We start from the raw sequence: 12,922 nt of genomic DNA on the forward strand, positions 1-12,922 counted from the left end.
CGGGTTTTTCGTTTCCTGTGGGCTCACTCACCACTCGCGTAGGCGTCGCGGACCGCCGTCCGCCACGCTCGGTTCGGGCCCGATCCGCACGCAGGCATCGGTGATCTGTGCACCCTCTGCAGATGCCAGAACCGGTTCACAGGAGAGGGCACGAACCTCCGGCAGGTCGTCGGCCAGCGTCGACACCCGCCGCACCAGGTCGACGAGCGCCTGCTTGTTGACGGGGACGGCACTGCGGTACCCGGACAGCAGCGGGGCCGCCTTCGGCGCGTCGATCAGTTCCACGGCCTCGTCCTCGGTTAGCGGAAGCACCCGGTAAGCGCGGTCTCCGAGCAGATCGGAGATGACCCCGGCCAGTCCGAACGAGATCAGCGAACCGAAAGACGGATCGTCCTGGACCTCGACCACGCAGCCGATCCCCTTGGTTGCCATCTTCTGGACGTGCAGCAGCGGCTCGCCAGAAGCCGACGCCAGATCCCGGTACGCCGTCCGTACCGAATCGGGGCCAACCAGGTCGAGTCGGACGCCGCTGAGATCGGGCCGATGTCGCCACAGCTCGCCGGTCGCCTTGACCGCGACCGGATAGCCGAGTTCGTCGGCTGCCAGGGCCGCCTCGTCCGCGGTGGTGGCCGCTCGGAACTCGACGACTTGGATTCCGTAGCACTCGAGCAGCTGTGCCGCCTCGAAGTCCGACAGCCAGCGCCCGTTCGACCCGCCGAGCCAGCCTTCCACGAGCCGCCGGGCCCTGTCTGGGTCGATACCGTTGGGTCGGACCACCTTCGAGGCCGGACGTTCACGCCACGCGGAGTACCGCCACGCCCGGGCCAGTGCCAACGCCGCCCGTTCCGGTCCGGGAAACGACGGCACCGAACCGCGCATCGGGTTCCCGCCCGTCCCACGCACCGCCAGTACGTCCGGGATGCCCTCGGCCGCGAGGAAGGTGGTGAGGATCGGCTTGCCGGCCCCGACGACCGCCTCACGCAAGGCTCGTGCGTACGGCTCGACGGCCACGGCGACCGGCGGCGCGAACACGGCGATCACGGCATCGACGTTCGACGACTCCAGTGCCGTCGAGACCGCGTCGGCGAACACCTCGGGGCTGGCCTGCGCCCCGAGGTCCACCGGCTCTCCCGCCTGCAGCCCCTCGCGACGCGCCGCATCGGCCGCAAGCACACCGAGCGCACTCGAGTTACCGACCACAGCTACCCGGGGGCCTGCCGGAAGCGGCTGGTACCCGAACAGCAGCGCGCAGTCGAACAGCTGCGAGATCGAGCCGACCTGTACGACACCGGATTGCTCGAACAACGCCCGGACGATCGAATCGTCCATCGCGACACCAGTGACGGCGAGCGCGGGGGGGACCGCATGCCGGCCACTCTTCACGGCGACGATCGGCTTGGTCCGGGCCACGCGTCGAGCGATCCTGGAGAACTTGCGGGGGTTGCCGAAGCTCTCCAGATAGAGCAGGACGACCTCGGTCTCGGGGTCGGTATCCCAGTACTGCAGCAGGTCGTTGCCGGAGACGTCGGCGCGGTTTCCGGCGGAGACGAACGTCGACACCCCCAGGCGCCGCTTGGCGGCCTGATCGAGGATCGCGATACCCAGCGCACCCGACTGACAAAAGAAGCCCACGTTGCCCCGCTTCGGGAGCACCGGTGCGAGGGTCGCGTTCAAGGACACCGCCACGTCGTTGTTCGCGACGCCGAGTGCATTGGGGCCGATCAACCGCATGCCGTGAGCCCGCGCCGCGTGGACCAGTCGGCGCTCCGAGTCACGTCCGGGTGGGCCGGACTCACTGAACCCGGCAGAGACGACGACGAGTCCCCTGACGCCCTTGGCGAGGCAGTCGTCGAGGACCGAGTCGATCGATTCCGCCGGGACCGCGACCACAGCTAGGTCGACGTCGTCGGGGATGTCACGGACCGTCGGGTAGGCGCGGACTCCGCGGACCGAGCGGTGTTCGGCATTGACCGGGTAGACCGGCCCGGTGAAGTTGCCGCTCAGAAGGTTCACCAGCACCGCGTTGCCGACCTTGGAGCTGTCGGTGGAGGCGCCGATCACCGCGACCGAACGGGGACTCAGGACGTTGCGCACGCTTCGCGCTTCTGCCACCCGCTCACGCGAGTTCCGCACGGACAGAAGGGCTTCGGTGGGATCGATAGCGAACTCGAGTCGCAGCAGGCCGTCCTCGAAACTGCGACTGACCTGGTATCCGGCCTCTCGGAACACCGATACCATGTTGCGATTCTCGGCGAGAACCTCGGCGACGAACATGTTCAAGCCGTTCTCAGCGGCCGCGCCGGCGAGATGCTCGAGCAGGATCGGCCCCAGCCCCCGGCCCTGGTGAGCATCCGCGACGACGAACGCGACCTCGGCCGATCTGCCATCGCCGACATCGACGAGGCGCTCGTAGCGGCCGACCGCGATGATCTCGTCGCCGAGGATCGCCACCAACGCCACTCGGTTGTGGTGATCGACGGTGGTGAAGTTGACGATGTCGCGCTTTGACATCGTCGGGTACGGGCCGAAGTAGCGCAGATAGCGGGTGCGCTCGGACAGCTTGCCGTGGAAGGCGACGAGTTTGTCGGCGTCCTCGGGAACGATCGGCCGCAGATGCACGACCCCACCGTCCGAGGCGAGCACGTCGGCCAGCCAGTGAGGAGGAAAGTTGTGGGCGCGTTCGAGGTCGGCGCCCGTTGTCGTTCCATCAGTCACGGGGGTCCTCCGGATCGAGTCCGAGCAGCGGGAACGTGGCACGGCGGGTCGCGATGACGGCCGCGTCGATCCGGGTCAGCGCCCGGTCCATCGACGCGACGCCGGTCTCCGGAGTGCCCCCTGGTCCGTCCCACCGCATGAACGACGTGTCGGCGCCCTCGCCCATCGTCGCAGGTGGATCGACACTCGGCGCGATCGCGTGTGCCTTCTTGCGCCACGCTTCGGGGGTAGCGGTGACGAGGTCGATCTCGCGGTCGAGTACCGATGCGATCAGGTGGGTCCAAGATCTCGGCACCACACGCACGAGTCCGTATCCGCCTCCGCCGACGGCCAGCCATCGTCCCTCCGCGTACCGATCCGCGAGATCCCGCATCGCCAGGTACGCGGCACGTTGTCCGTCGACGGTGAGCGCGAGGTCCGCCAACGGGTCTTCACGGTGATTGTCGGCACCGCACTGGCTGATCACGATCTGCGGCCGGAACGCTGCGATCGCTGCCGGCACCACGGCGTGAAACCCCCTCAGCCACAGCGAATCCACTGTGCCGGGCAGCACCGGAAGATTGATCGCGGTGCCCTCGGCAGCGCCGGCACCGATCTCGCTCGACCACCCGGTGTTCGGCCACAGCGTCGCCGGATGCTGGTGGATGGAGACCGTCAGCACCCGAGGGTCGCCGAAGAACGCGTGTTGTACGCCGTCGCCGTGATGGGCGTCGATGTCGATGTAGGCGACACGGTCGAATCCGTTGTCCAGCAACCAAGAAATGGCGATCGCGACATCGTTGTACACACAGAAGCCCGACGCCCAGTCCGCCATCGCGTGGTGCATTCCGCCGCCGACGCTGACAGCGCGTCGTGCGTGACCCGACGCGATCTGCCGTGCCGCAGCCAGGGTTCCACCAGCGAGAATCGCGCTGGCCTCGTGCATCCGTTGAAACACCGGATTGTCCTCGGTACCGAGGCCGTGCCGCGCCGCGATTTCCGGAGGCAGGTCGCCGTCGGCCTCGGAGCCTGCTTGCTTGACCGCCTCAATGTATGCCGGTGTGTGGATACGGAGCAGTTCGGCATCGGATGCCGGGTCGGGCCGGAGCACCTCCACGCCCTCGACGAGCCCAAGCCCCTGGGCGAGATCCATCGTCAGCTCGAGCCGGGTCGGGTTCATGGGGTGCTGTGGACTCCACCGGTAGCTGAGATAGTCCGGGCTCCACACCACGACACGTCCGACTCCGGAAGCCGGGGCATCCTCGACAGAACCAGTCCGCGCGCTCATGAACTCAAGTTACTTCCACCATGTGACCCGCGCGAGGCCACCGCGCTGATGTCGGCGGCCAGGATCGAGGACGACAACGCGCTGGACCCGGACGCGAGGTCCGTGGGTAGTTCGCCCGGTAGAATCCTCTTCAGACGAAGGGGTGTGAGAGTGAAAGATCTGGTCGACACCACGGAGATGTACCTCCGAACGATCTACGACTTGGAAGAAGAGGGGGTCGTTCCGCTGCGCGCACGGATCGCAGAGCGGCTCGACCAGAGCGGGCCGACGGTGAGTCAGACCGTTGCCCGCATGGAACGCGACGGACTACTGCAGGTTGCAGGCGACCGGCATCTGGAGCTGACCGAGAAGGGCCGCAGCCTCGCGGTCGCCGTGATGAGGAAGCACCGCCTCGCCGAGCGGTTGCTTGTGGACGTGATCGGCCTCGACTGGGACCAGGTGCACGCAGAGGCCTGCCGCTGGGAGCACGTCATGAGCGAGGAGGTCGAGCGGCGACTCGTCGAGGTGCTCAACAATCCGACGACGTCCCCGTACGGGAACCCGATTCCCGGCCTCGCCGAACTGGGCCTCGAAGGTCCGGTCAGCAACTCGGAGTCGCTGATCCGACTCACCGACATCCCCGCCGACAAGCCGACAGCTGTCGTCGTCCGCCGTCTCGCCGAGCACGTGCAGTCCGATCCCGAGCTGATCGGCCAGCTCCGTGCGGCAGGCGTGGTCCCCGACGCGCGGGTTACAGTCGAAACCAGGCCCGGTTCGGTGACGATCACCGCATCTGGTCATGACGAATTCGAACTTCCCGAGGATATGGCCCACGCCGTCCAGGTGAAGCAGGTCTGACTCCTCGCTCGCCGGATCCGGCGAGCGAGGAGACAAACGGTGAGACTTCTGGTTACCGGCGGCGCCGGCTACGTGGGCAGCGTGTGCAGCACGGTCCTGCTCGAACGCGGCCACGAGGTCGTTGTCGTCGACGACTTGTCGACCGGCAATGCCGACGCCGTGCCGACGGACGCCGAGTTCATCGAGGGCGATATCGCTGCTGTCGCCCGGTCCGTCCTTGGGTCAGGCGACAGCGCACGGCGTTTCGACGGAGTCCTGCATTTCGCCGCGCAGTCGCTCGTCGGCGAGTCCGTGGAGAAGCCTGAGCAGTATTGGCAGGGCAACGTCGTCACGACGTTGGCTCTGCTCGAGGCGATGCGACTGTCCGGTACCCCACGGCTGGTTTTCTCGTCGACGGCGGCGACCTACGGTGAGCCCGAACGGACTCCGATCACTGAGGACGCTCCGACCCGTCCCACCAACCCGTATGGCGCCACCAAACTCGCAATCGATCACGCGATCACGTCGTACACCAAGGCCCACGGACTCGCCGCAACGAGCCTGCGCTACTTCAACGTTGCGGGCGCATACAAGGGTGCCGGGGAGAACCGAGTCGTCGAAACCCATCTCATCCCCCTCGTGCTCCAGGTCGCGCTCGGTCAGCGCGACAAGATCTCGGTGTTCGGGACCGACTGGCCGACCAAGGACGGCACTGCGGTTCGGGACTACATCCACGTGCTCGACCTCGCTGGGGCCCATCTACTGGCGCTGGAGTCGTCCGAACCAGGCCACCACAGGATCTACAACCTCGGAAGCGGCGCCGGATTCACTGTTCGCGAAGTCATTTCGGCGTGCGAGAAGGTCACGGGACTGACCATCGCAGCCGAGGACGCGCCCCGCCGGGCCGGCGATCCCGCTGTACTCATAGCTTCGAGCGAACGCGCGATCGACGAGCTGGGCTGGCGACCACAGCACACCGACCTCGACGAAATCGTCTCCGACGCCTGGACGTACCTGCAGGGTCTCGGTGATCGTTCACACGCCGCGAGGCGGTAGCGACTCGACCGATGGCAGCTGCACGCCGAGATCGCGCGCGACCTGGTGACCGACGATCGCGAGGTCGCGGAGAGCGTCCGGCCTGACGCCGGCCTGAAGGGCGTCGTCAAGCAGTTTCGCCATGCGGTGACCCGGGTCGGCCGAGAGGGCGGCGCACAGCGCGACCCCCGCCATCGGCCCGTCACCACGTATGTACGCGCTGTATCCCAGGAGCGCCAACGGCTCGGCACGTTCCGGGTCGGGCAGGGTTCTGCCCAAGTGAATCCACATCTGCTCGGCAGCGTCGGCCTGCTCGCTCGCCGACAGTGCGAGCAGGGAGTCTCGGACACTCGGGGTTTCGAGCATGAGCGCCAACTCTGCGCACTCCGCTGTGGTCGGCTCGTCGCCGGACTCGAGCTGTGCGATCTGGGAGAGTACCCGCTCCAGGCTCCGCCGATGAGTTCCGACATCGTCGGTGGCCGCCCGGGCCAGGGCGGCGTCTCTTGCACGCTCTTCGCGCGCTGCGTCGATCACGTCGGCGACACGCACCTGGTCGTGCGGGGAAACCGGATCGAGAACAGCTTCGAGTTCCTCACGAGATCCGCGAATCGGACGCCCTCCCAGGACCTGGGCGGCGGCCACCTCGGAGGCGGTCGGGTCGGGAAGCACTCCTCGGCCCGCCCCGAAGAGATCTCGCCAGGGCGCGCCGGTCTGGATGCTCGAGCAGGCGTGCACGGCAACGAGTTCGGTTCCTCCTCGGCGTAGCACCTCCCGGAACTTGTCGGCGATACCTGCGTACCGGTTCAGGTCCGCTGCCTGGGGCCGAGACGGAATCCGGTCGTCGACCATGACGACCACCATCTGATCGGCCCCCTCCCGAGCGGCGACGGCGGCGAACTGATCAAGTACAAGTTCCATGACTTCGGCGTCCGGCCCGACGGTTGTCAGGAGCAGGTCGTGGCGCATCACGGCGCCGACGCTGGTACCGGCCAGACAGATCGCGACGAGCGAGCGGCGCGGATGGAATCCGAGTAACGCCGGGACCGCACTGATCAACGTGCCCGGATCGGAGATCCGGACTGCGCAAAGAACGTCGGTGCCCGCGCTCGACGGCGAGATGGTGTCGGAGCCCTGAGGGAGGTGCGAATCGTGTCGCGATGCTGAGGTCGTCATGTCTCGACCCTGCCTCGCACAGCGGTGTCCGAATCCGAACTCACCAGGGGTTTTCTCGAATCTGTGGATCGCGCCCTGGACTGTGTACAACCGGTGAGTCGAGCGATCCGGACCTCGGGGGTGGGTCGGACCTGCGTGCTACCTTCCGGGCTCAGCCGGCCCGCACCCTGAGAACCGCGGATGTGAAGAGATCGTCGAGGGTAGCGGTGTCGTGGGCGGCTCCGAACGACATGGACGTCGCCTGCACGCGCACATCGCCGACCTGGGCAAAGAGGGTCACCATCGACTGCGTGACATCCTGCCCGCCCCGCCCCGAGTTCACCGTCCGATGCAGGGCGAGGGTCTCGTCGGCGTCCATCGGTGGCGGCGGGGTCAGCACGGTCGCCACGGTGGATTCGACTCCGTTGCGGGTGGCCGTCACCTCGGGGCACTCGGCGATCTGTGCGCCGAGTTCGGCGAGCGGCGTCCTGACCCGGACGAGTTCGATCGTGATCGTGGAGCGGTTCACGTTGTCGGTGCCGACCATCATGGCCGTGCCATCGGTCCCGTAGTCCTGCACCGGCGGCTTACATCCCGCCGGGTCCACTCGCGCACCCGGCGGGACACCCGTCAGATCAGGTGCCGCCTGCGAAACTGCCTGTGGAGGAAGGACGATGGCCGAATACCGCGGCGGAAAGAGGGACGGCTCGAGGAGCAGTTCGGCGAGAACCCGAGAACTCGTGGGATGGTCAGCGACTGGATGGGCAGCACCGTCCACCTTCGTTGAACACCCGAGGGCTAGCAGGCCGACGGCCAACACGACCGACGCCGGAATGAGCACCGGCGCGAGGCGTGTCCGCGTCGACATACCCGGCCCTCCCACCGTTGGGTCGTTGCGATCCACCGCTCAGCGTGACACACCTGCTGCCGCCATGCTCGCGAACCGGACCGAAGGCCCGCCCCCTTCGCCTCGGGCGGCCCTCGGAATGTACTTCGCCCATCCGGTGTTGGCCTTCTGGGAGCGCCGGGCAATGATCACGGTCGGCGCCCAGCACCTCGTCCAGTGTCTCCGGTTTCGGTTGCCGGCAGGTGGTGAGGGACACTGGAAACAGACAATCGAAATGAAAGGGAGCCGTCATGGACGAGCAGTCGAAGATGTACGAGCTGGAGTTCCCGGCGCCGCATCTGTCCACCGCCGACGGCCTGGGCCCGGTCCTGGTTCACGGCCTCGAGGGATTCTCCGATGCCGGGCATGCGGTGAAGCTGGCCACCAAGCACCTACGGGAGAGCCTCGAGTCCGAGCTGGTGGCGTCGTTCGCGGTCGACGAGCTGATCGACTACCGGTCTCGACGACCCACGATGACGTTCAAGGCTGACCACTTCTCCGACTACCAGTCGCCTGAGCTGAACCTCTACGCCCTGCGTGACACGGCCGGCACACCTTTCCTCCTCCTGGCCGGCATGGAGCCGGATCTACGCTGGGAGCGATTCACTACGGCGGTCAGACTGCTCGCCGAACAGTTGGGAGTGCGCCGCACCATCGGGATCAACGCCATTCCGATGGCGGTTCCGCACACGCGCCCGCTGAGCGTGACCGCGCACTCGACGAACAAGGAGCTGATCAAGGGTCATCACCGCTGGTCGGGTGAACTCCGCGTTCCAGGGAGCGCGTCGTCGCTGCTCGAACTGAGGATGAGCCAGCACGGCCACGAGTCGATGGGCTACTCCGTGCACGTTCCGCACTACCTCGCGCAGACCGAGTACCCAGCCGCCGCCGAGACGCTGCTCGAGAACGTCATGGAGATCTCGAACCTCGAGCTGCCGCTGGTCGCGCTCGGTGAGGCGTCGGCGCGCATTCGCGAGCAGATCGACGAGCACGTCGCCTCGAACGAGGAGATCCAGACCGTGGTGCGCGCGCTCGAGGGCCAGTACGACTCGTACGTCGCGGCCCAGGAACAACAGTCCTCGCTCCTCGCGACCGACGACGATCTCCCGAGCGGTGAGGAACTGGGTGCGGAGTTCGAACGCTTCCTGGCCGAGCAATCGCGGGGCGACGACGACTAGACGACGCCTGCAGGAGCGTCGGCGGGTTCTGGTGTTTGCAATTAGCCGGTCATTTGTTTGTATTCCGTTGTACGGTTGTTAACGATACCTTTCCGTTATCCGAAGTAACCCTCACAGCGAGAGAGCACCTACGGTCTCGGTGCACGGCTCCCTCTCGGTGCACGGATATACTCACATGATCAACATCTGAGCAGCGCCCGAGCCGGGCAGCGGCTTCAGGAGGCGATATGGACACTCGCACGCGTAGGCTCCGCCCGGTACCGGATGCAGAACCGCGGCTCGTCTTCCGGACCATCCACGGTTACCGCCGGGCGTTCCGCATCGCCGGCGAGGGTCCCGCCCTCCTCTTGATCCACGGGATCGGCGACAACTCCTCGACGTGGAGTGAGATCATCCCGCACCTGGCTCAACACCACACCGTCATCGCTCCGGATCTGCTGGGCCACGGGCGTTCGGACAAGCCCCGCGCAGACTACTCGGTCGCCGCCTATGCGAACGGCATGCGGGATCTGCTGTCGGTCCTGGATGTCGACAAGGCCACCGTCGTCGGGCACTCCTTGGGCGGCGGGGTCGCGATGCAGTTCGCGTACCAGTTCCCCCAGATGGTCGACCGCCTGGTCCTGGTGTCGGCCGGCGGAGTGACCAAGGATGTGCATCCGTTGCTGCGGCTCATCTCCATGCCCGTGGTCAACGAGGCCCTCAAACTGCTGCGCATTCCGGGTGCGATGGCTGCTGTCCGGGCCGCGAGCGAGATCGTCGCCACCGTGCATGGCTCGCCGTTGCGGCCGGGCGCGATGCTGCACGACACCCCGGACCTGGTGCGGGTACTCGGTGACCTGCCCGATCCCACGGCGTACGAGGCATACCTGCGAACGTTGCGGTCCGTAGTCGACTGGCGCGGTCAGGTGGTGACCATACTCGATCGGTGTTATCTGACCGAGAATCTGCCGGTCCAACTCATCTGGGGTCAGCGCGACTCGGTGATCCCGGTCAGCCACGCCCATCTTGCGCACTCCGCGATGCCGGGTTCGAACCTCGAGATCTTCGAGAACGCAGGACATTTCCCGTTCCGGGACGATCCGATCAGGTTCCTGAAGGTCGTCGAGGACTTCTTGCAATCGACGGCGCCGCTCGAGTTCGATGCGAACCGCTGGCGCGATCTGCTCATGCACGGAGTCGGCGAGGGAACGATCACCGGCACGCCGGAAACCCGGATGGCGGTGCTCGACGCGATGGGGTCGGACGAGCGCAGCGCCACCTGAGGACCGCCCACCTAGGTCCGGAATGCCCGTATGCCTCCGCGAGGCTCTAGCCTGTAACGGTGCTGCTGCCCGATCTGCTCCCCGGAACTGGCCACCCCACGCGCATCGACGCCGACGCCCTGTTCGACGCGTTCACCTCGTGGACGAGTGACCGCGGCCTGCAGTTGTACCCGGCGCAGGAGGAGGCGCTCATGGAGCTTGTCTCCGGGGCCAACGTCATCCTCGCCACCCCCACCGGCTCGGGCAAATCGATGGTCGCGCTCGGTGCGCACTTCTTCGCGCTCGCGGAAGGTCGGCGTACGTTCTACACCGCGCCGATCAAGGCGCTGGTGAGTGAGAAGTTCTTCGCGCTCTGCGATGTGTTCGGTGCGGACAACGTCGGCATGATGACCGGCGATGCGTCGGTGAATTCGTCGGCCCCGATCATCTGCGCGACTGCCGAGATCGTCGCGAACCTGGCGCTACGCGAGGGTCCGGACTCCGACATCGGACAGGTCGTCATGGACGAGTTTCACTTCTATTCCGAGCCGGACCGCGGCTGGGCATGGCAGGTTCCGCTGATCGAACTGCCACAGGCCCAGTTCCTGTTGATGTCCGCGACTCTCGGTGACGTCACCTACCTGCGCAAGGACCTCACCCGGCGGACGGGCCGGGAGACGGCCGAGGTGTCGGGGTCCGAACGACCGGTGCCACTGCACTTCTCCTACTCGCAGACCCCGATCGGCGAGGAGATCGCGGAACTCGTCACCACCCACCAGGCTCCCGTCTACGTGGTGCACTTCACGCAGGCCGCAGCACTCGAGCGGGCGCAGGCACTGACGAGCGTGAACCTGTGCACTCGCTCGGAGAAGGACGCGATCGCGGAGGCCATCGGCAGCTTCCGGTTCACAACCGGGTTCGGGAAGACACTGTCGCGCTTGGTCCGTCACGGTATCGGCGTCCACCACGCGGGCATGCTGCCCAAGTATCGGCGGCTTGTAGAGCGGCTGGCACAGGACGGCCTGCTCAAGGTCATTTGCGGCACCGACACGCTCGGTGTCGGCATCAACGTGCCGATCAGGACGGTGCTGCTGACGGGCCTGACGAAGTTCGACGGCGCCCGCACCCGCCAGTTGCGGGCGCGCGAGTTCCACCAGATCGCCGGCCGTGCCGGCCGCGCCGGCTACGACACCTTCGGCAATGTCGTGGTCCAGGCACCCGAGCACGAGATCGAAAACGTGCGGGCACTGGCGAAAGCCGGAGACGACCCGAAGAAGCGGCGGAAAGTACAGCGAAAGAAGCCCCCGGAAGGTTTTGTGTCGTGGGGCGAGGGGACGTTCGAGAAGCTGACCGCCGCGTCCCCCGAGCCGCTCGTCTCCCGGTTCTCGGTGAGCAATTCGATGCTCCTCAACGTGATCGCGAGGCCCGGCAACGGTTTCCGGGCGATGCGACATCTGCTCGAGGACAACCACGAGCAGCGCCCGGCGCAGCGTCGGCACATCCTCAAGGCGATCCGGCTGTACCGGGGGCTGTTGCAGGCGGGCATCGTCGAGCAACTCGACGAACCCGACGAGCACGGTCGTCTGGCGCGCCTGACGGTGGACCTGCAGCGCGACTTCGCGCTCAACCAGCCGCTCTCGCCGTTCGCGCTCGCCTCACTCGAACTTCTCGACGTCGAATCCCCCAGCTACGCACTCGACGTCGTGTCGGTGATCGAGTCGACGCTGGACGACCCACGACAGATCCTCATGGCCCAGCAGCACGCCGCGCGCGGTGAGGCGATCGCCGAGATGAAGGCCGACGGAATCGAGTACGAGGAGCGCATGGAACTCCTCGAGGAGATCACGTGGCCACAGCCATTGGCGGACTTGCTCTTCCCCGCGTTCGAGACCTATCGAGCGGGTCATCCGTGGATGAGCGAGTTCACCCTCTCGCCCAAGTCCGTGGTGCGCGACATGGTGGAGCGATCGATGACGTTCGCCGAACTGATAAGCCACTATGGCCTTGCTCGGTCCGAGGGACTGGTGCTGCGTTACCTCGCGGACGCATACCGCGCACTGCGGCAGACGGTTCCGGCGGAGGCCCGTACCGAGGAGCTCGAGGATCTCACCGAGTGGCTGGGTGAGCTCATCCGTCAGGTGGATTCGAGCCTGCTCGACGAGTGGGAGCAGCTGACGAACCCGGGCGTCGAGTCCGACGACCAGCAGGTGGCGTTCGGGGCCGACGCGCCCCGTCCTATCACCGCGAATACCCGCGCTTTCAAGGTGATGGTCCGCAACGCGATGTTCCGTCGCATCGAACTGGCGGCGCGGGAGCGCTGGGAGGAGTTGGGAGAGCTCGGGGACGGCCTCGACGCCGACGACTGGGCCGACCTCATGGAGCTTTACTTCGACGAGTACGACGAGATAGGAACCGGCCCGTCGGCCCGTGGACCGTTGCTCTTCCAGGTAACCGTCGAGCCGAAGCTGTGGCGGGTGCGGCAGGTCCTCGACGACCCCAAAGGCGACCACGGCTGGGCCCTGCTCGGTGAGGTCAACCTCGCCGAGTCGGACGCGGCCGGTGAAGTGGTATTCGACGAGTTCGAGGTGGCCGAGGGCTAGTTTCGCTCTTGTGTGATGTGTGACACTGCAAC

The 12,922-nt window shown here is 66.6% G+C and carries 9 protein-coding genes; 5 read left to right on the forward strand and 4 right to left on the reverse strand.

Going from position 1 to position 12,922, the window contains the following annotated elements:
* Window positions 1-27: 27 nt before the first annotated feature.
* Window positions 28-2,715 (reverse strand): bifunctional acetate--CoA ligase family protein/GNAT family N-acetyltransferase, encoded by a 2,688-nt coding sequence (locus EF834_RS10370; protein ID WP_127947109.1) that lies wholly within the window; start codon window positions 2,713-2,715, stop codon window positions 28-30.
* Window positions 2,708-3,982, reverse strand: coding sequence for an acetoin utilization protein AcuC (locus EF834_RS10375; RefSeq protein WP_127947110.1), 1,275 nt, complete (start codon window positions 3,980-3,982; stop codon window positions 2,708-2,710). Before EF834_RS10375 ends, EF834_RS10370 begins: the two co-directional genes overlap by 8 nt.
* A 150-nt stretch (window positions 3,983-4,132) precedes the next feature.
* Here EF834_RS10375 and EF834_RS10380 point away from each other — a divergent pair, with 150 nt between their 5' ends.
* Window positions 4,133-4,819: a metal-dependent transcriptional regulator gene (locus EF834_RS10380; RefSeq protein WP_127947111.1), complete on the forward strand. Its 687-nt coding sequence runs from the start codon at window positions 4,133-4,135 to the stop codon at window positions 4,817-4,819.
* 39 nt (window positions 4,820-4,858) lie between these two features.
* Complete coding sequence (galE, locus tag EF834_RS10385; protein WP_127947112.1) at window positions 4,859-5,854, forward strand: UDP-glucose 4-epimerase GalE; 996 nt, start codon at window positions 4,859-4,861, stop codon at window positions 5,852-5,854.
* Here the strand turns inward: galE and EF834_RS10390 are convergent.
* Window positions 5,834-7,006 carry a DUF4192 domain-containing protein gene (locus EF834_RS10390; protein ID WP_127947113.1) on the reverse strand — a complete coding sequence of 391 codons (1,173 nt, stop codon included), beginning with the start codon at window positions 7,004-7,006 and terminating at the stop codon, window positions 5,834-5,836. The two genes, galE and EF834_RS10390, sit on opposite strands and share 21 nt — an antisense overlap.
* Window positions 7,007-7,157: 151 nt before the next feature.
* Window positions 7,158-7,853 carry a DUF5642 family protein gene (locus tag EF834_RS10395; RefSeq protein WP_127947114.1) on the reverse strand — a complete coding sequence of 232 codons (696 nt, stop codon included), beginning with the start codon at window positions 7,851-7,853 and terminating at the stop codon, window positions 7,158-7,160.
* Window positions 7,854-8,122: 269 nt separating this feature from the next.
* Here EF834_RS10395 and EF834_RS10400 point away from each other — a divergent pair, with 269 nt between their 5' ends.
* The 3 genes from EF834_RS10400 (at window position 8,123) to EF834_RS10410 (ending at window position 12,890) form a co-directional block, all read left to right on the forward strand.
* Window positions 8,123-9,049, forward strand: a complete 927-nt coding sequence (locus tag EF834_RS10400; RefSeq protein WP_127947115.1) for a proteasome assembly chaperone family protein — start codon at window positions 8,123-8,125, stop codon at window positions 9,047-9,049.
* A gap of 227 nt (window positions 9,050-9,276) precedes the next feature.
* The gene (locus EF834_RS10405) at window positions 9,277-10,311 is read left to right on the forward strand and encodes an alpha/beta fold hydrolase (RefSeq protein ID WP_127947116.1); all 1,035 of its coding nucleotides are present in this window, start codon (window positions 9,277-9,279) and stop codon (window positions 10,309-10,311) included.
* A 59-nt stretch (window positions 10,312-10,370) separates the two neighbouring features.
* Window positions 10,371-12,890 (forward strand): DEAD/DEAH box helicase, encoded by a 2,520-nt coding sequence (locus tag EF834_RS10410; protein ID WP_127947117.1) that lies wholly within the window; start codon window positions 10,371-10,373, stop codon window positions 12,888-12,890.
* The last annotated feature ends 32 nt before the right edge of the window (window positions 12,891-12,922 follow it).

It is taken from the genome of Rhodococcus spongiicola (assembly GCF_004011835.1).
In the GTDB taxonomy this organism is placed as follows: domain Bacteria; phylum Actinomycetota; class Actinomycetes; order Mycobacteriales; family Mycobacteriaceae; genus Prescottella; species Prescottella spongiicola.